Source organism: Microcoleus harperi Pol14_C6 (assembly GCF_036701295.1).
Lineage (GTDB): Bacteria > Cyanobacteriota > Cyanobacteriia > Cyanobacteriales > Microcoleaceae > Microcoleus.
Genome location: NZ_JAUBQN010000063.1, coordinates 1 through 19,399 on the forward strand (window position 1 = coordinate 1; position 19,399 = coordinate 19,399).

At 45.6% G+C, this 19,399-nt stretch carries 18 protein-coding genes and 1 pseudogene; 13 read left to right on the forward strand and 6 right to left on the reverse strand.

Annotation, left to right across the window (positions count from 1 at the left end; translation table 11 throughout):
- The 9 genes and pseudogenes from QUA27_RS25655 to QUA27_RS25695 form a co-directional block, all read left to right on the forward strand.
- A pseudogene (locus QUA27_RS25655) lies at window positions 1-868 on the forward strand (ATP-binding cassette domain-containing protein); the annotation flags it as partial.
- Window positions 869-917: 49 nt separating this feature from the next.
- Window positions 918-1,709 (forward strand): ABC transporter permease, encoded by a 792-nt coding sequence (locus QUA27_RS25660; protein ID WP_333071677.1) that lies wholly within the window; start codon window positions 918-920, stop codon window positions 1,707-1,709.
- A gap of 115 nt (window positions 1,710-1,824) precedes the next feature.
- Entirely contained in the window at window positions 1,825-2,727 is a 903-nt protein-coding gene (locus QUA27_RS25665; protein WP_333071678.1) for an Rpn family recombination-promoting nuclease/putative transposase, read from the forward strand.
- 44 nt (window positions 2,728-2,771) lie between these two features.
- A complete protein-coding gene (locus QUA27_RS25670) occupies window positions 2,772-4,808 on the forward strand; it encodes a GldG family protein (protein ID WP_333071679.1) in 2,037 nt (678 codons plus the stop codon).
- Window positions 4,809-5,061: 253 nt separating this feature from the next.
- Complete coding sequence (locus QUA27_RS25675; RefSeq protein WP_333071681.1) at window positions 5,062-5,700, forward strand: DUF4340 domain-containing protein; 639 nt, start codon at window positions 5,062-5,064, stop codon at window positions 5,698-5,700.
- Window positions 5,701-5,956: 256 nt separating this feature from the next.
- The gene (locus QUA27_RS25680) at window positions 5,957-7,087 is read left to right on the forward strand and encodes an ABC transporter ATP-binding protein (RefSeq protein ID WP_333071683.1); all 1,131 of its coding nucleotides are present in this window, start codon (window positions 5,957-5,959) and stop codon (window positions 7,085-7,087) included.
- Window positions 7,088-7,304: 217 nt separating this feature from the next.
- Window positions 7,305-8,435, forward strand: coding sequence for an ABC transporter substrate-binding protein (locus QUA27_RS25685; protein ID WP_333071685.1), 1,131 nt, complete (start codon window positions 7,305-7,307; stop codon window positions 8,433-8,435).
- Between the two features lie 154 nt (window positions 8,436-8,589).
- Window positions 8,590-9,501, forward strand: coding sequence for an ABC transporter permease (locus tag QUA27_RS25690; RefSeq protein WP_333071687.1), 912 nt, complete (start codon window positions 8,590-8,592; stop codon window positions 9,499-9,501).
- Window positions 9,502-9,638: 137 nt separating this feature from the next.
- Window positions 9,639-10,484 carry an ABC transporter permease gene (locus QUA27_RS25695; protein ID WP_333071688.1) on the forward strand — a complete coding sequence of 282 codons (846 nt, stop codon included), beginning with the start codon at window positions 9,639-9,641 and terminating at the stop codon, window positions 10,482-10,484.
- 122 nt (window positions 10,485-10,606) lie between these two features.
- On the opposite strand, the gene QUA27_RS25700 is transcribed toward QUA27_RS25695, so the two are convergent.
- Both QUA27_RS25700 and QUA27_RS25705 read right to left on the reverse strand, forming a co-directional pair.
- Entirely contained in the window at window positions 10,607-11,422 is an 816-nt protein-coding gene (locus tag QUA27_RS25700; protein WP_333071691.1) for an acyl-CoA desaturase, read from the reverse strand.
- Between the two features lie 364 nt (window positions 11,423-11,786).
- On the reverse strand, window positions 11,787-12,599 hold the full coding sequence (locus tag QUA27_RS25705) for an acyl-CoA desaturase (protein WP_333071693.1): 813 nt from the start codon (window positions 12,597-12,599) through the stop codon (window positions 11,787-11,789).
- Between the two features lie 80 nt (window positions 12,600-12,679).
- Here QUA27_RS25705 and QUA27_RS25710 point away from each other — a divergent pair, with 80 nt between their 5' ends.
- Window positions 12,680-13,912 (forward strand): methionine gamma-lyase family protein, encoded by a 1,233-nt coding sequence (locus QUA27_RS25710; protein ID WP_333071695.1) that lies wholly within the window; start codon window positions 12,680-12,682, stop codon window positions 13,910-13,912.
- Window positions 13,913-14,121: 209 nt separating this feature from the next.
- Here the strand turns inward: QUA27_RS25710 and QUA27_RS25715 are convergent, their stop codons facing one another.
- Entirely contained in the window at window positions 14,122-14,754 is a 633-nt protein-coding gene (locus QUA27_RS25715) for a Vat family streptogramin A O-acetyltransferase (protein ID WP_333071697.1), read from the reverse strand.
- Between the two features lie 236 nt (window positions 14,755-14,990).
- Here QUA27_RS25715 and QUA27_RS25720 point away from each other — a divergent pair, with 236 nt between their 5' ends.
- Window positions 14,991-15,152, forward strand: a complete 162-nt coding sequence (locus QUA27_RS25720; RefSeq protein WP_333071698.1) for a hypothetical protein — start codon at window positions 14,991-14,993, stop codon at window positions 15,150-15,152.
- A gap of 98 nt (window positions 15,153-15,250) precedes the next feature.
- On the opposite strand, the gene QUA27_RS25725 is transcribed toward QUA27_RS25720, so the two are convergent.
- Window positions 15,251-15,745, reverse strand: coding sequence for a hypothetical protein (locus tag QUA27_RS25725; RefSeq protein ID WP_333071699.1), 495 nt, complete (start codon window positions 15,743-15,745; stop codon window positions 15,251-15,253).
- A 210-nt stretch (window positions 15,746-15,955) separates the two neighbouring features.
- Between QUA27_RS25725 and QUA27_RS25730 the strand changes: the two genes are divergently transcribed.
- On the forward strand, window positions 15,956-16,417 hold the full coding sequence (locus QUA27_RS25730) for a GNAT family N-acetyltransferase (RefSeq protein WP_333071700.1): 462 nt from the start codon (window positions 15,956-15,958) through the stop codon (window positions 16,415-16,417).
- Window positions 16,418-16,466: 49 nt separating this feature from the next.
- A complete protein-coding gene (locus QUA27_RS25735; RefSeq protein WP_333071701.1) occupies window positions 16,467-16,838 on the forward strand; it encodes a DUF2237 family protein in 372 nt (123 codons plus the stop codon).
- A 106-nt stretch (window positions 16,839-16,944) separates the two neighbouring features.
- Here QUA27_RS25735 and QUA27_RS25740 read toward each other — a convergent pair whose 3' ends face one another.
- Together QUA27_RS25740 and QUA27_RS25745 are read right to left on the reverse strand one after the other, a co-directional pair.
- A complete protein-coding gene (locus tag QUA27_RS25740) occupies window positions 16,945-17,769 on the reverse strand; it encodes a leucine-rich repeat domain-containing protein (protein WP_333071703.1) in 825 nt (274 codons plus the stop codon).
- A 177-nt stretch (window positions 17,770-17,946) separates the two neighbouring features.
- The gene (locus QUA27_RS25745; protein WP_333071705.1) at window positions 17,947-19,146 is read right to left on the reverse strand and encodes a Coenzyme F420 hydrogenase/dehydrogenase, beta subunit C-terminal domain; all 1,200 of its coding nucleotides are present in this window, start codon (window positions 19,144-19,146) and stop codon (window positions 17,947-17,949) included.
- Window positions 19,147-19,399: the final 253 nt, after the last annotated feature.

The following is a 19,399-nucleotide window of genomic DNA, read 5'->3' on the forward strand; positions in this document are numbered from 1 at the left end:
GGTGGTCGAAAATCTAGAAGTTTCAGAAACGGTAGAGTCGATCGAGCATTCTCAACCAGAACAGGTGGTCGAAAATCTAGAAGTTTCAGAAACGGTAGAGTCGATCGAGCATTCTCAACCAGAACAGGTGGTCGAAAATCTAGAAGTTTCAGAAACGGTAGAGTCGATCGAGCATTCTCAACCAGAACAGGTGGTCGAAAATCAGCCGGTTGTTTCAGAAACGGTAGAGTCGATCGAACATTCTCAACTAGAACCGATTGTCGAAAATCTGCTGATTGTCGAAACAGTAGAGTCGATCGAGCATTCTCAGCCAGAACAGGTTGTCGAAAATCTAGAAGTTTCAGAAACGGTAGAGTCGATGGAGCATTCTCAACCAGAACCGATTGTCGAAAATCTAGAAGTTTCAGAAACGGTAGAGTCGATCGAACATCCTCAACTAGAACAGGTTGTCGAAAATCTGCTCATTGTTCAAATGGTAGAGCCGAGCGAGCTTTCTCAACCAGAATCAGAACCGATTTTAGATTCACCAAAGTCGAGCGAGCTTTCTCAACCAGAACCAGAACCGATTTTAGATTCACCAAAGTCGAGCGAGCATTCTCAACCAGAATCAGAACCGATTTTAGATTCACCAAAGTCGAGCGAACTTTCTCAACCAGAACCAGAACCGATTTTAGATGCGCCAAAGTCGAGCGAACTTTCTCAACCAGAATCCCAACAAGTTGTAAAAAATCGGCCACTTAAAAAAAAGCCACAACCGAGTAGCGATTCTCGGATCGAACAGTCGCCTATGACCAAAAAGCGGCAAATAGAAAGGAAGCAAAAGGATAGCAACGACAGCGAAACACCACCCGCAGGCGACTCAGAATGAACCAATTACCAATAGCCAATTACCCATTCCCAATTCCTAAAGGTTAGTAATGATTAGTAATATTGTCGCAATTTACCGCAAAGAACTACAAAGCTATTTTGCATCGCCATTAGCCTATGCCATCGCAGCAGTCTTTTGGCTAATCACCGGCTACTTTTTGATAGCCATCCTCCTAGCCCCCGACGGGTTAATTCCCCAAATCGGCCAGCGAGACCAAATGGGAATTACCGAACCTCCCATCGACGTAGCCTACGAATTTCTGCAACTATTTCTGCGAATCATGGGTTCCCTTTCCTTGTTCGTACTACCCGCACTCTCAATGGGACTTTACGCAGAAGAACGCAAACGTGGAACCTTAGAACTATTAGCCACATCGCCCTTAACAAACTGGGCAGTTGCTACCGGCAAACTCCTCGGTGTTTTAACATTTTATACCACCATGTTGGTGCCCCTGCTGTTCTGCGAGGCGATCGCCCTCAGTTCCTCAACCCCACCCGTACCCCCCGGAGTTCTTCTGCTAGGACACGGCGGCTTAATCTTACTAGCAGCAGGAGTATTGTCCCTCGGAATGTTTATTTCCTCCCTCACCGACAGCACAATTTTATCCGCCATCCTCACCTTCACTCTAGTATTATTTCTGTGGGTGATCGATGCAGTCGCCGTCAGTATCGGTGGCCCCTTCGGAACAGCATTAGGACATTTGTCACTCCTAACAAATTACACCAATCTTGTCAAGGGAGTTTTCGATACCAGCAGTTTAATTATGTTTGCCAGTTACATCATTTTAGGAGTATTTCTGACCGCCCAATCCATCGATGCCTTGCGATATCAGCGTTCTTAAAAAAATTAGGAAAGGCAGAGACAGAAAAGGTTATTTTTGCCGAAGTAAAGACAAGTAAAGAGCCAAGGGAAGGTTATTTTTTCCCTGTGAATCATTCTACAAAATACCTCAAACAATGAGATTTATCAATCCAAAAATCGACTTTGCGTTCAAAAAAATATTCGGTTCCAGCGACAGCAAAGACATCCTGATTAATTTTTTAAACGCCATCCTTTATGAAGCACAGCCTGTCATCGAAGACTTAGAAATAATCAACTCCCAACCAGAACCTCAAACTCTTGCAACCCAAGACACACAGCTAGATGTCAAAGCCATAATTAACGGCGACAGAATCGCCCTAGTTGAAATTCAACTCCTCAACGTGCCTTCGTTTGGGAACAGAGTTTTGTACAACGCTGCCAAAAGCTACAGCCAGCAATTAACAGGAAAAGAACGCTACGAAAGACTAAAAACAGTAATTTCTTTAAAAATTGCCGACTTTGAAATGTTTGAAAATCAGCCAGAATTTTTGTCGCGGTTTGTTTTCCAAGAAAAAGAGCAACAGTTTGACTATCCCGATACTGAAATAGAATTAGTATTTATCGAACTGCCAAAATTTAGCAAGGAATTAGCAGCATTAGAAACAACTGCTGACCAATGGATTTACTTTCTCGAAAATACCAGCACTCTGGAGACAGTACCAGAAACATTGAGGGCTGTACCCGAAATTGATAAAGCTTTTAGCATTGCCAACGAGGACAACTTCACTCAACAAGAATTAAATGAATTGCACAACCAAGAACTGTGGATTCAAGACCAGCAGATTGCCATAGATGTAGCAAGAGAACAGGTGACAAAAACCGCTCAACTATCGTTAATATTGCGTCAGCTAGTGCGGCGTTTAGGCACAATACAACCGGAAACCGAAAACTGCATCCGTCAATTAGGTATACAGGAATTAGAAGAACTAGGAGATGCCGTGCTGGATTTCAATAAACCGTCCGATTTAACAGCATGGTTGCAGGCTAATGCGATATAGAATAACATCCTCGACCAGGCAATTTTTCCCTCAATATTTACCCTATGAAAATTAGCAAAACAAATTGGAAATACGTTTTTTTGCTGGGCCCTCTCCTCATCGCAGCGGGGGTAACAGCAGCACTTGTATCTGGAGTATGGGACCCCCTGACAGTCGGTTTAGTTATTGCCGGAGCAGTGACGATCGCACTTTGGCTGCTATATTTGAGTTACGAACAAAGCTTTTGGGGGCAGCGTTCCACTCAAGCCAGCACTAACGCCCTGATTGCCACCCTCGCCGTCTTTGTGATTCTCGGAGTGATTAATTTTATAGCCGTTCGCTATCCCCTCCGTATTGACTTAACCGAAAGCCAACAATTTACCCTCGCCCCCCAGACTCAACAAATACTGCGAAACCTGCAACAAACAGTCAAAGTTTGGGTATTTGACCCCATCCAAAACCCGCAAATCAAAGAATTGTTGCAAAGCTACAAACGCGAGGGAGGCGAAAAGTTCCAATTTGAGTTTGTTGACCCGCAGGCACAACCGGGAAAAGCGCGGGAATTTAGTATTACTAGCATCGGAGAAGTTTACCTGCAATCCGGAGACAAAAAACAGGTCCTGCAAAAAGGTGGCACTGCTTTTGGTAGCGACCCAAATCAAGGGCTTTCAGAGATAAAACTTACCAATGGCTTAGAAGAAATCCTGAGCACTCGCGTTGCTACAGTTTACTTTTTGCAAGGCAAAGGAGCCCGCCCGATAAAGGAAGGTCAAGGCGGAATTCAGCAAGCTGAAAAAGCTCTGAAAGATAAATACTACAACGCCCAAACGCTGAATTTGACCGAACGAAAAGAAGTGCCAGAAGATGCAGATGCTTTAATCGTTCCGGGGCAGGACAAACCTTTTTCCGATACAGAAATTAAAGCACTAAGAGCTTATCTCGATCGCGGCGGCAGTTTATTGTTAATGGTAGATCCGGCAACTGATACCGGATTGGACAAAATGCTGCAAGAATGGGGCGTAAAACTAGACACCCGCTTGGCAATTGATGCTTCGGGCACTGGTCAAAGATTTGGCCTGGGCCCCACGGTTCCGACAGTCAGGCGCTACGGCGAACATCCGATTACTCAAAGTTTTGGCAACGGTATTTCATTTTATCCATTTGCGCGTGCTTTGGAAACCTCGCCAGTAGAAGGGATAGAGGAAAAACCGCTGATTTGGACGAGTCAGGAAAGTTGGGCGGAAAGCGATTTGACGACTAAGAAATTGGAGTTCGATCAAAAGACCGATCGACAAGGCCCGCTATTATTAGGTGTAGCTTTAGTTCGATCGTCCACTGACAGCACTCCCTCAAAGCCCTCACCTTCACCAACACCAACACCAACACCCGTCACGCCCTCACCCCAAGCATCGCCCACAACATCACCGTCGCCGATAAATTCACCATCACCGATAACTGCGCCATCACCGACAACATCACCGTCGCCGACAACTTCCCCATCGCCGACAACTTCCCCATCACCGACAACATCACCATCGCCGACAACTTCCCCATCACCGACAACTTCCCCATCACCCATAGATTCACCATCGCCGACAACATCACCATCACCCATAGATTCACCATCGCCGACAACTTCGCCAACAGCTTCCCCAATCAGCTATTCAGTGATTGTCTCGCAAGAAGCAACGCCTCCAGCATTACCGACGACTTCGCCAACACCGGCAGCATCTCCCACAGCATCGGCAGAAAGTTCGCCAACACCAACACCTGCAGCATCTCCCACAGCATCTCCCAGTCCAACCGCAACTCCTTCCGCGCCTTCAACTCCTAGAAAAACATCGCGAATGGTAATAATTGGCACATCTCAATTTGTGACTAACGGTTGGTTTGACCAACAACTCAATAGCGACGTATTTCTCAATTCAGTCAGTTGGTTGAGTAAACCAGACCAGCAAAGCTTTTCTATCAGTCCGAAAAAAGCTACCAACCGCCGTATTAACATGACGACCATCCAAGTAGGATTGCTGGTGTTAGCTTGGCTAATTTGGCCTTTACTCGGACTGGGAATTGGCGGCGCTATCTGGTGGAAGAGAAGATAAGTTCGCCAACAAATTCTCTAAGGAATTTAACGGATTTATTTGCCTCTTTCTGGTTTTTCCACCGCTTACCCATTACCAATTCCTAATTCCTAATTCCGTAAGGTGCGCCCGGTCGCGCACCTTACCCATTGTCAATTCCTAATACTTCGGCTACGCGAGCGTACAAGTTCGTAATTCCTAATTTTCCTAGGGTGCGTCTCTTACCAATTGCCCATTCCCCATTCCCCATTACCATGCCGAATTCCCTGTTACTATGAAATTGCAGAAAAATACATTAGTATTGATAGCCGTCGCGCTGAGCATGACGGGGTTGGTTGCTTTGTTCGAGATCCAAGTATCTCCGAAACAGGAAGCCGCTAAGGAAGAAAAACAGAAAATTTTTGCTTTTAAGTCCGATCGCGTACAATTCTTTACAGTCAAAACTCCCGAAAAAATATTGACTTTTGAACGAGTTTATGCTACAAAAGGAGGCAAGTCTAGCTGGGAAATGAAATTGCCAGTGCAAGCACACGCGAGTCAGGCATCGGTGGATTTTTTGCTCGACAGGCTGGCAACAGGAAAGAGCGATCGCACGATTAATATTACTGCTGCTCAACTGCCCGAATTCGGTCTCGACCAACCCCAAGCTACAGTCACAGTAAAACTGGACAACCAGGAAACTCACCGCCTAGTTTTAGGCAAAACAGACTTTAGCGGCCGCTTCTTGTACGCTCAAGCCAATCCGCCGGAAGCGCCCCCTCAAAATTCAGCCGAAAATTTGCCCGTGCTGCTAGTACCTTTTGACTTTAAAAATGCCACTCAGCGACCTTTGTCAGAGTGGAAAAAAGCAGAAGCACCCAAAACAGAGAAACCGCAAAAACCCTCTCCCACGCCAAGTCCTGAGAATCAATAGATCGCCGATCGATCTGAGATGTTGCACCATTCTCAATAAGCCTTTTATGAAGAGGCAAGATGCCTGTTCCACAAAGAGTGCATTTTCTTGTGGAACAGGCCCGAAAGCCTGTTGCTGACAATGGTGCGCTCTGGGATAAAATTTAAAGAACAAATCCCAAAACCTGTTACATCCAACATTCCTCATCTAGAATACAGAAAAGTCTAAACTTAAACTGTATTTAAGTGGCGTGCATTACCCCCAGGAAAGGGCGAATATGTTTCAGACAGCACTCAACCAAGGTACGACAGCAACGGATACAGCGCTTGACGTTGAACTCCGCAAGGTCTTTAAGGTATTTAACGGCGAAACCGCAGTCCGCGGAGTTGACCTCAACATCCGCCGAGGAGAATTTTTTAGCATCCTCGGACCCAGTGGCTGCGGCAAGACTACGACGCTGCGCTTAATCGCTGGGTTCGAGACTCCCTCGGCGGGCGAATTGATGATTCGGGGCCAGTCGATGACCAACACTCCAGCTTACCGCCGTCCGGTAAATACTGTTTTTCAAAGCTACGCTTTGTTCGGACACATGAATGTCTGGGACAATATCGCTTTTGGATTGCGGATCAAAAAGCTGGGGAAAGCAGAAATTGAAGAACGGGTACGGGAAGTTTTGCAATTGGTGAAAATGGAATCTTTCGCCAACAGGTTTCCCGGTCAAATGTCGGGCGGCCAGCAGCAGCGGGTGGCTTTGGCGAGAGCTCTGGTAAATCGACCGGCGGTTTTACTGCTGGACGAGCCCTTGGGTGCTCTGGATTTGAAGTTGCGGAAGCAGATGCAGTTGGAACTGTCGAATTTGCATCAAGAATTGGGTTTGACTTTTGTGATGGTGACTCACGACCAAGAAGAGGCGATGAGTCTGTCTGACCGGATTGCGGTGATGCACGAGGGGAGGATTGAGCAAATTGGCTCTCCTGAAGAAATTTATGAGTGCCCGCAGACGGCTTTTGTGGCCGATTTTATTGGCGATACGAATTTGTTTGGGGGTACGGTAGAATCGATCGACCGATCGACTATCACAGTTCGCACATCAGCCAATCAGAAAATAGTTGTTCAGCAGTCGGATATGTGGAGTGGCGTCACAGGCGACTCTGTGGTGGTCAGCGTCCGGCCCGAAAAAGTATATTTGAATCTCTACCAGCCGGAAGTGTCGGTCAACTGTTTTGAAGGGCGGCTCAAAAATACTATGTATATGGGGACGCACGTTCATTACGTGGTTGAGTTGGCGTCGGGCGATAAAATTACTGTACGCCAGCCAAATACCGGTGGCTCTTTCCCAGACCCGCACACGCCGATTTACGCTTATTGGGGAACTACTGATTGTCTCGCTTTGACCGAGCGAGCCTAATTGGGAAACGAAGGAAGAAGGAAGTTCGGCAACGAGCACTGTACATGATGTAACGAATGTCAAGAAGAAGGAAGAAGGAAGAGGGGGAGAAGGGGAGAATTTCCCCATTACCAATTATTCCTTATTACAAATTCTCAAATCTAAAATCGAATTTCCCAATCCCCAATTCCCCAATTCCCCAATCTAAAATCTAAAATCTAAAATCTAAAATCTAACTGTGCCTCCGACTAACTTACCAATTTCCAGGATTTTCCCGGCTAATTCTACACGCCGTCAGTTCCTAAAAAATTCGGCGGCGACAATTTCCGGTTTAGCTCTTTCGAGTTGTGGCTGGCGACTTGCAGACGTACAATCTGCTCCTCCCGTCAAAGGTGCGGCAGACAAACTTTTCATCTATACTTGGGCAGGCTATACCGATGAAGCTTTGCTCGATCGCTTTGCCGAAAAAACCGGCATTCGCGTAGTGGCCGACGTGTTTAGTTCCAACGAAGAGATGCTGGCGAGAGTTCAAGCCGGTGGCGCCCGCGCCTACAGTATCATTTACCCATCGGATTACATGGTGGTTCAAATGACGGAACTCGGGCTTTTGAGCCCATTAGACCATTCGGTTTTGGGCGGGCTCGATCGGCTAAAAAAACAGTTCCAAAACCCTGTCTATGACCCAGGAAACCGCTACAGCGTGCCTTTGAGTTGGGGAACCACAGGCTTGATTTACAACACCGAACAACTCAAAGAAGCTCCTGAAGATTGGGACTATTTGTGGCAGCATAAACAGGAGTTAGCAAAGCGAATGACGCTGGCGAGTGATGTTCGAGAAGTCATGGGCGCAGCGTTGCGGATGCTGGGCTATTCTCTGAATTCTACGAACCAAGATCAAGTGAAACAAGCTTACGAAAAGTTGGTGGAACTCAAACCGGCGATCGCATCTTTTACTACTGATGCTTGGCGGCCTCAAATGCTGACCGGGGATTTGAAGGTAGCTATGTGTTATTCTTCTGATGCTAATGAAGTAATTTCAGATAACGATAAATTGAAGTATGTCGTCCCCAAAAGCGGTTCTTCTCTGTGGACTGACACTTTAGTAATTCCTCAAGGTGCTCCCAATCCCGAAGCAGCTTATAAATGGATTAACTTTCTGCTGCAAGCCGATGTCGCTGCTTCTTTAGTAGAGCGGCTCAGTTTTTCAACTCCTTCGGAAGATGCTTTTAGTTTGTTGACGCCGGAAGTCCGCGAAAACGAGATTCTTTTCCCTTCGGAAGATATTTTGAAAAAGTGCGAAGGTGTGGCTCCTGTAGGGAAATTTATGGAAGTGTACGATCGCTATTGGACTCAATTAACCAGCGGCTAATCATCAAACCGAGGGCGGGTTTTACACGCAATCTCTAATTATAACCCAATATTTACACAAACTCGCCCCCGCACAGCAGATCGCCCAGTCTATCCGTATTATATCCGCGTTAATCCGCGTTCATCAGCGGTTAAAAACTCAAAAAAATTGATCTATGGCTGTTTCAACTAGAACTCCCCCTCCTATTCCTCCCAATTCTCCATTGAAGGCTGAAACTGTTTCCCCCTGGTCTGCTTGGGCGGGGCCACTGGCATTGTTGGGCCCTTCTGGCTTGTTGCTGCTTTTATTATTAGTCATACCAACTCTGGTGATTTTTCAGCTTAGTTTGGTGCCGAATATTAAACCAGGAGATTTGGTTAATCCTTCGGGAATCGGCAATTACCTGCGAGTGTTTGAGCCGCTGAATTTACAGGTGATGGGTCGATCGCTCTTTTTCGCAACAGGGACTACTATTCTGTGTTTGCTGCTGGGATTTCCCGTCGCTTACTGGATCGCCCTCAATGTCTCGAAAAAGTGGCGGAATTTAACTTTGTTAGGCTTTGTGTTGCCGCTGTGGACTTCTTCGCTGTTGCGATCGTATGCTTGGATTACAATTCTGCGTCCTACAGGGGTTCTCAACTCGCTGCTGGCACTTGTAGGCATTCCTCCTCTGGAATTGCTTAATCAAAGTTCCGCAGTTTTAATCGGCATGGCTTACAGTTATTTGCCTTATATCGTGACAATTCTCTACGCTTCTTTGGAAAAGTTAGACCGCAGGTTGCTAGAAGCATCTCAGGATTTGGGCGCCAATCCAGTGGAAACTTTCTGGAAAGTGACAGTACCTCAGACGATGCCGGGAATTGCTGCGGGTTCTTTGCTAGTATTTATTAGCTGTTTGGGCGATTTTGTCGATCCGGAGTTGCTCGGTGGAGCTTCTAGTATGACGGCGGCTCGTTTAATTTACAATCAGTTTTTGGGGGCGACTCAAAATTGGGGGCTGGGTTCGGCTCTGAGTATGGTGTTAATCTTTGCAGTGAGTATCGGAATTGCCCTTTTGCTGAAATATGGCGATCGTAATGCAATTTAGGATGTTGAAGGAAGAAGGAAGAAGGAAGAAGGAAGAAGGAAGAGGGAAAAAAATAATTCTAATTTTCCCAATTACCAATTACTAATTCCCAATTACGAATTACGAATTACGAATTCCCCATTACCGATTAGCGAGATATGGAAAATACCGCCGACAATCCACAGGAGGAAATACAAGCCGATATGTACTTAAGACCTAAATTTAAGGTTTCTTGGCAGGTAATATTTGCCGTTTTGATGTTTTTTTATATGTACCTGCCCATCCTGGTACTCACATTTTACAGCTTTAACAAATCGCGTTTTAGCGCCGGTTGGGAAGGATTTACTTTAGATTGGTACGTTAAATTATTTAGCGATACGCGGATTTTAGTGGCCCTGAGAAACAGTTTAACAGTGGCTGTTTGTGCAGTTGCAATCTCGGCGGTACTCGGCACTTTGATGGCAGTGGGTTTAGCCCGCTACCGCTTTCCAGGCAAGAGTTTATATCAGGGAGTCTCCTACTTGCCGATTATTATTCCAGATATTGCGACTGCGGTTGCTACTCTGGTATTTTTAGCGGCGTTGGCTATTCCTCTGAGTTTGTGGACAATAGTCGCCGCTCACATTGTGTTTTGTCTGGCTTACATCGCCCTAGCTGTTTCTACTAGATTGGCTGATTTAAACCCGTATTTAGAAGAGGCTGCCTTGGATTTGGGCGCAACGCCTGTTGAAGCTTTTATTCAGGTTTTGCTCCCTCAATTAATACCCGGAATTGTTTCAGGTTGTCTGCTGTCTTTTGTCCTCAGCATGGACGATTTTTTAATTGCGAGTTTTACCGCAGGTAGCGGGACTACAACTCTGCCGATGGAAATTTTTAGCCGGATTCGGACTGGGGTGAAACCTGATATTAATGCTCTCAGCGTGCTGTTGATAGTAGGTTCGGGAGGATTGGCGTTTTTAGCGGAATATTTGCGCGGCCGGGGCGAGCAAAAACGGGCTCATTAGTCATTGGTCATTTGGTTATTAGTCACCAAAAAACCCGGTTTCTCAACGAAACCGGGTTTATGAAGCGGTATGGTGCCAAGTACGAACCCTACAAAATTTCTGCGTCGAGGACCCAATTGCTGCTACTTGGCTGGTAATTTCACTTTAGTAGCCAAACCTAGTGCTTCCAAAACTTGAATTGTCATCCAAGTGAAGTCAACCTCCCACCATTCCATCCCGTGACGCGCAGAGTATTGATAAGCGTGGTGGTTATTGTGCCAGCCTTCGCCGTAAGTCAGGACAGCCACCCACCAACAGTTAGTAGAACTATCCTTTGTTTCGTAGGTGCGGTAGCCAAATTTGTGAGTGGCGCTGTTAACAAACCAGGTGCAGTGATACACCAACACTAAGCGTACAAAAATTACCCATACAACAAACGGCCAGCCTGCTGCTAAGTACAGCAAGACGCCAAACACGATTTGCATCGGGAGAAAGTAGTTTTGCAAAAATTGGTAAAATGGATCGCTCGAAATGTCTTTTGTGCAGCGGGAAATTTCAGCGTGAGCTGGACCTTTATATAGCATCCAGCCGATGTGACTCCACCAAAAACCCTGTTGGGCATTGTGAGGGTCAAGCGCATTTTGGTCAGAGTGGGTGTGGTGCAATCGGTGCAGCCCAACCCAATCAATTATTCCTCCTTGACAGGCAAGAGCTCCGCAAAATGCTAGAAAGTATTCTACGAATTTTGGTGTCTGAAAACTGCGGTGGGTGAGGAGACGATGCCATCCCAGAGTTATTCCCAAACCGCCGGTTATCCAGTGCATGAATACTGTTAAACCCACTGCTGTCCAATTGAAGTTACTGGGTAGCAGTGCGAACAAAGCGCCGATATGAAGTCCTGCTAAACTAATAACGTGCTTCCAATTGTATTGGAGTTTTTCTTCCGTTGCTATTGTCATTCTTTTTTTGATTTCTGATGAGATGCCGGGCTAGATTCACGCATAATAGTTTGGATTGAGCAGTGAACTTTTTTGCTGCACACTTGCCCAAACGAATCAAAAATGAATGAATTATAGATTTAGGATTAGGATGGAAAAAGATTTACGGTTGTATTTTGAAAATAAAAAATTTGGCTGCCAAACACAATTTTTTCTTCCCAATTATATTATAACTGATTCTGGTTTTGGTTGGGTCGATCGCACTAGAAGATGCGAGCTTACTTCAACCCAACCTGTACCCGATCGCAAAAAACAGGATTAGGCATTGGTCACGAGCCATTAGTCCAGACCTGATGACCGACAACCAATGACTAATTGCCGATCGCTATTTTTCTGCTAATTTCACTTTGGTTGCCAAACCAAGGGCTTGCAGAAGTTGAATTGTCATCCAGGTGAAGTCGATTTCCCACCATTGGAGACCGTGGCGAGCCGAGTATTGAAAGGCGTGGTGGTTGTTGTGCCAGCCTTCGCCGTAGGTGAGCAGAGCAACCCACCAACAGTTCGTCGATCCATCGCCCGACTCGTAGGTGCGGTAGCCAAATTTGTGGGTAGCGCTGTTAACCAGCCAAGTGCAGTGGAACACCACCACGATCCGCATAAACACGCCCCAAACCACAAAAGACCAGCCGCCTAATAAATAAAGCAACACACCGAAGACAACTTGGATGGGGATAAAATATGCTTGGAGAAACTTGTATACTGGGTCGTCGCCGATGTCTTTAGTAAAGCGGGGGATTTCAACTCTGATCGGGAGATCCGAGAGCATCCAGCCCATGTGGCTCCACCAGAAGCCTTGATTGGAATCGTGGGGATCTGTTTCGGTGTCGGAATGTATGTGGTGTAACCGGTGCATTCCTACCCAGTCGATCGGACCACCTTCACAGGAAAGGGTACCGCAAATAACTAGAAAATACTCTAGCCATTTCGGTGTTTGAAAACTGCGGTGGGTGACGAGGCGGTGATATCCGAGAGTAATTCCTAAACCACCTGTTACCCAATGCAGAAAGACTGCTAGCCCGACCGCAGACCAGCTAAAATTACCCGGCAGCAAAGCAAATAAAGCACCGATGTGCAGAAAGGCCATAAAGCCTATGACAGGCCAATCAGGAGAAGTTTTTTTGGAAGTTGCAATCGTCATGAATATATTATGTTTACAAACTAGGGGCCGCATCTACGCCATAATGAACAGCGCGCACGCAAAGGGTGAGCGAGGTATAGATGAATAGCGTTTCACGGCTACAGGAAGCAGAACAGGCACTCTTTCAGATTTTTTCTGGTATTGACACTACAGTCAAGCAAAATCTTCAACGAGTCTTAAAAGCTTTTCGCAGCCACCGGGTTGGAGTCCACCATTTTGCAGGGGTTACGGGTTACGGCCACGATGATTTGGGTCGGGAGACTTTGGACGGGGTGTTTGCCGAAGTGGTAGGGGCCCAGGCTGCGGCTGTCCGGGTACAGTTTGTTTCGGGTACTCACGCGATCGCCTGTGCTCTTTTTGGCATCCTGCGTCCTGGTGACGAAATGTTGGCAGTGGCTGGTTCTCCCTACGATACTTTAGAAGAAGTGATCGGCTTGCGGGGGCAAGGTCAAGGTTCACTGCTTGAGTTTGGCATTAGTTACCGTGAGTTGCCTCTAACTGGCGAAGGAAGTTTGGATTGGCAGGCATTGAGCTCTACTATTTCAGCAAAGACTCGCCTGGTTTTTATCCAGCGCTCTTGCGGCTATTCTTGGCGGTCGAGTTTGTCTATTTCTGAGATTGAAAAAATCGTTGCCATAGTCAAACATCAGAATCCTAACACAATTTGCTTTGTTGATAATTGTTACGGGGAGTTTGTGGATGATTGCGAACCTACTGCTGTGGGTGCGGATCTTATGGCTGGTTCTTTAATCAAAAATCCGGGGGGTACGATCGTCCCTGCGGGCGGTTACGTTGCCGGGAGGGCTGATTTGGTGGAGGCGGCAACTTGTCGCTTGACGGCGCCGGGAATTGGCAGCAGCGGCGGCGCAACTTTTGATTTGAATCGGCTGCTGTTTCAGGGTTTGTTTATGGCTCCCGGTGTGGTGGGGGAGGCGATGAAGGGCAATCATTTGACGGCTTATGTTTTTTATAAGTTGGGTTATCGAGTGAATCCTATGCCTTTGGCTAGAAGACGAGATGTGATTCAGGCGATCGAATTCGGTTCTGCTGATAAGTTAATTGCTTTTTGTCGTGCGGTTCAGCAAAATTCCCCCGTCGGTTCCTATTTAGATCCGGTGCCGGCTCCGATGCACGGGTATGAAAGTCAATTAGTGATGGCTGGGGGTACTTTTATTGATGGGAGCACGTCGGAGTTTTCGGCTGACGGGCCTCTGCGGGAGCCTTACGTAGCTTTTTGTCAGGGGGGGACTCATTGGACTCATGTATCGATCGCCCTGGAGGAGGCGATCGAGGCTGTGGGCCCGGCTAAGTAAGTTGTAGGGGCGGTGCGGTATGGGGGCTCCCTGGGTTTGCAGGGTGATTTTTGGGGATTTTTTGACCGCAGATGCAGGCAGATTGACGCTGATGAACGCAGATTAGAAGATGTATCCGGGATCGGCTGCTGGGAGTTGGCTCGCCTTCGATCGCGCCGGAACCGGTACACAGGATCGGAGTTAAAATTAAGATCGCTGTATTTGCGAGTTTACTCCGCATTTTTGAGTGCTTGAATCTCGCCTTGCATAATTCTGCTGACATTGCGCGAAATCTTTTCTATTTCCCAATCCCACCACCTAATTTCTAATAGTTGTGCAACTTCACCATCGCTAAAACGCTGTTTGATTGGATGTGCGGGGTTTCCACCGACAACGGTGTAAGGGGGAATGTCTTTTACTACAACGGATTTGGCGGCTATGACGGCACCGTCGCCGATTTTGACTCCGGGCATAATCAGGGATTCATAGCCGATCCAAACATCATTGCCAATGACGGTATCGCCTTTACTTGGCAGTTCCATTAATAAATTCATGGCTGTTTCCCAACCATTCCCAAAAACAGGAAAAGGATAAGTTGAAATCCCGTCTAGTTTGTGATTGGCACCGTTCATAATGAATTTGACGTTGGTGGCGATCGCACAAAATTTGCCAATAATTAATCGATCGTTTCCGTAGTTATAAAGTACATTTTTTTCAAAGTTTTCTGGATCTATTGGATCGTCGTAATATGAGTAATCGCCCACGATAATGTTGGGGGATTTAATAAAATTTTTGATGAAGCATACGCGCCGCTGATCGGCCATCGGATAAGGTCGGTTTGGATCGGGACCAATTTCTGTCATAAATTTCCATCCTTATTGGTTAAGCTGCTGGATTGATGTAGTGTTAATTCGAGTGAGGTTTGCTTCTGCTTCATTAACATAGAGTAATAGAGTTTGTCAAGTGGTGGGCGAGAAATTTTGGGTCGATCGCCCTGCAAGAAATGAGACAAAATGGTAAAAGCCAACATCCATCCGCGTTCCGAAGCGGTTAAAAATCCCAAATTAATATTAAAGAAGCGATCGCAGTGAGATAATGTATGAGAGTACGAACCTACAAAATAGGTGATACCCAACAAATTGTAAAACAGTTTTACGACACCGTACCCTTGGAAGATGCGATCGCCAAATACAGAGCCGTAGAACCCCCTTCTACTCTGGTGAAAATGGCCTGCGCCTTGGGAATTGGCCTGGGAGATTAACACAGAAGTTACCCAACTTGTACCTTAAAAAAGGTTCGTAGTTGCGCTTGGGCGCTCCGGAGTACCCAAGCGCAACTACAAACCTAGTTCTCTAGCAATTACCGCAGCAGCAATGAGGCGATCGCCTTCAATAATTCCTGACATTCGTCCGCAGTTAACAAGTCATCAGAATTACGAACCAGACACTTATAAATATAATGCGCCGCTTGAATTTGCTCCGGCACTTTGTAGCCTTCCCAAACTTCCTTATTGGGAATAATAAACAGCAAACTTGCCAGCATCTTTTTTTGAAGGATTAGAGAATTAGGGTGAGATTCAAACAGCACCTCGGTTGAACCGGATAAAAAGCGGCGGATCTCAAACCCCGCCGAAGTTATTTCCTGCTTTAAAGCTTGTAAAAAAATATATTGATAAACCGTAATTAAGCTATAATTTTCTAAGAGAGTCTCAGCGAGTTGCTCTTGAAAAAAATCGATATCTTCACTTTGGCAGCAAAGCATATCTGGCAAAGGCAAAGCCAAAACTTCGGGATGATTGACTCGACCCCAAATGTGGGTGAGAATGTGGTCTCTACTTAAAGTCCGAAAGTCCATACTTTTAGAGTCGGCAGTTAGCTTATGAAAAAAAAAGGAAAAATTAAATGATTTTCACCATAACAGATTAATTTCCCCCACACCTTCCCCTTCCACCTCTTTTAAATTACTTGTAGCTCATTTAGCATAGTCGGGAAATCACCCGATCGGATTATCTTTGAGAGTGAGGCAGATCGAGGCACACAATCTAATTAACAGCGGAGACTATTTATGAGAATACGAACCTACGAAATCGGTGATACGCAACAAATTGTAAAACTTTTTTACGACACGGTACATGAAGTAAACATCCGCGATTACACACAAGCACAAGTAGATGCTTGGGCACCAGCAGATATGGATATCGAAAGTTGGACTAAAAGTTTAAGCAGTAAATTTACTTTCATAGCAGAAGAGGGCGATAAAATTGCAGGTTTTGGGGAATTAGAAGCAAGCGGTCATATCGATCGCTTTTACTGTCATCAAGATTTTCAAAGGCAAGGAGTTGGCAGGCTAATTTTAAAACAAATTGAGTCAAAAGCCCAAGACTTAGGAATTAACAAGTTATTTACAGAAGCCAGCATTACAGCTCGACCTTTTTTTGAAAGCCAAGGATTTATTGTGATTAGAAAACAAGAAGTAGAACGGCGAGGACAACAATTCATCAACTTTGTCATGGAAAAAAATATATAAACAACGATTTGTGTAAAATTAGATCGAAGAGTTTTACTCAGGAGTTGCGATGGTGACGGAAGCTACAAATGTGCTGGGCGGAAAGTTAGAGACTTGCTGCACTTCGCCAATGACAGGATATTATCGGGACGGCAAATGCAATACAGGCGGTGGCGACTTTGGGGTTCACACTGTTTGTGCTCAACTGACAGAAGAGTTTTTGCAATTCACTAAATCGAATGGAAATGATTTGAGCACTCCGGTTCCCGAATTTAATTTCCCCGGTTTGAAGCCGGGAGATTGCTGGTGTTTGTGCGCGTCTCGCTGGAAGGAAGCAATGGATGCAGGAGTTGCGCCGCCTGTGGTTTTGGCTGCGACTCACGCCTTGACTTTGGAATACGTTTCTTTGGATGAATTGAAGCAGCACGCTGCTGATTTTTAGGAAGATGTTGGTGTGCGATCGCTTTTAGTCAATAAGGGCGATCGGGTTTTTCTGATGAATAGCAAATTTATCCTTTGTAACTCAAATATTTAAGTGCGATCGGGCGTCACTGTAAAGTTTTATGGTGAGTTTGTGGTTCCCACTTACAGATAGACTCTGGTTTGAGAGGGCAAGTTTTGGGATCGATCGGGTTTCCGCTGAGTTGTAACCAAGTCAGGTTAGTTAAGGATTGCAATGGTTTGATGTCAATGATTTGATTGTTTTCGAGATCGATGGCAGCCAGTTTAGTTAAAGATAGCAATGGTTTGATGTCGCTGATTTTATTATTGTTGAGGTCTAACCAAGTCAGTTTAGTCAAGGATGCTAGCGGTTTGATGTCACTAATTTGATTGTTGCTGATGTCTAACCAAGTCAGGTTAGTCCAAGATGCCAACAGTTTGATGTCGCTGATTTGATTGTTGTTGAGTTGGAGAGTAGTCAGGTTAGTCAAGGATGCTAGCGATTTGATGTCGCTGATTTGATTGTTGCCGACGGAGAGTGTAATCAGGTTAGTCAAGGATGCTAGCGGTTTGATGTCACTGATTTGATTGTTACTAATGTGGAGTGTAATCAGGTTAGTCAAGGATGCTAGCGGTTTGATGTCGCTGATTTGATTACCCCAGAGGAAGAGTGCGGTGAGACTCGAAAGTTTCTGATTAGCCGCATCGCACTCAGTAGTTCCTGCTTGCTTCAACAGCACCTCAACAGTATGTTTAGCTTCTGGAATCAAAGAATCTTTTTCGCGACACCATTCAGCAAATGTTTTGTTTCCCGATCGCACTTCTGCTGCTTTCACTGGCACTCCCTTTCCAGATAATGCTAGAAGCAGACAACAAGTAAGTGCGATCGACCTTGGTAGATTGATATATTTCTGTGCCACTATAAGTGTCATAATCTTGTACCTCTAATTGAGATTTAAAGCCATCTTGCACAAACAAAATCAATAATTATTCAGTCTTTTTCAAAGGACTTAAGCTTTGAGGCAGGGGTTTAAACCCCTGCCGGACTGAAGGAAAGAGGGCAATATCATGTCCGTGCAAAATAGCTATTAAAAACTCTCTGAATCACCTCACTCAGGCAACTTATACTGCCCCACAATCCGCTTAGCATATTCCGGCACATGATCCTCTAATTTCTCAGGATAATTGCGCTTCACGTACAGATAATTGCGAGTGAAATGAGAATCAATTGAAAACCGAGCATATTCCAAACCCTTCGGCCCAATTCTCTCAATAAACACTCCCATTAACTTCGCCGCCCACATCGGCAAAGTCACCCCTTTTTCATAAGCCGGAATGCTTTGCTGAACCGCTTCTTTTCGGTTGCCCTTAGACATCACGGGCTGAGTATTAAGCTGATCCGTTACCAAGTCTAACATCTCTTGGCCGGTGTCATTTCGCACCACAATCCACTGCCAGCCAAAAGGTGCTCCCATGTAGCCCACAACTAAATCTGCTAAAGAATTGACATAATCAAAACAGCTCAAACAAGAAGGAGCAAAAACATCTTTCAATTCTTTAGTATTCAAGCCAAAAAACGGCACTTTTTCTTCGGAACCATCTTCATGTTTGAAGTGAACGTTAAAGTCTTGCATAAACTCGTAAGAAACCACCGTTTCTGGAGAGCGACTAGTCGTATCTAGGAATTTCTGCAAGCCTGCACGGCTGACATTATCTACACAGGGAGTTCCCAAAACGTAGAGCTTCTCTAAACCTAGTTTTTTCTCTACTGTTCGCAAGGCTTGAATTTGACAGCCGACGCCAATTACTAACAGCCGCTTCATCCCTGATTGTTCGATTTGTTCTAATACTGAAAGATTGGGAGAGAGAGTTGGTTTGTTGACTTTTGCTGCCAGAATTTCTGCGCGATTTATAGCAATAATCGGCATCGGCTGAAAGCGGTCTTCCTTAGTATTTTGGACGCAAACAACGCCTTCTACAATTCCTTTCTCGAGCATTTCAATCGCAATTGTGCTGACGATTCCCGTCCACTGAGCGCCCTCGACCGGCTCTTTTTTCCGAGCCGCCATCATGTTTTGACTGACTCCGAAATACCAATCGTCGGGATTGTCGAGATTGCGCGATCGCCCGTGAATCTCTTCTTCTAATTCCGCGATATGCTGTGTTAAGAAAGCACAAGATTCCTTGACATAATGAATGTAATATGTATCGCACAAACCGCACTCGCTGCAAAGTTCTTTAGCGGGGCGGCGGCTACCCGGTTTGAGGGCCTTGGATTTTTGGTGTTTAGTAGAATCTGTTGCGGTCATCTAAATTGCTAATTTTATCGAGATATGGCTTTTGTTAGGATATCACAGCAATTTCCGCTGATTTACCTCTTTTATTCTTTCTTTCAGTCCCGGCAGGCGGACGCAAGCTTGTGCGGAAGCAAATTCGGTTCGCGCGAAATTGACGGTTTTCAAAGCTTAAAAAATATTAGTCAGGACTTATACCAATTTACTATGAAGTTGCACTTAATATAGCTTCAAGGATATAATCCCAACCACAGAGAGATAAAACTTC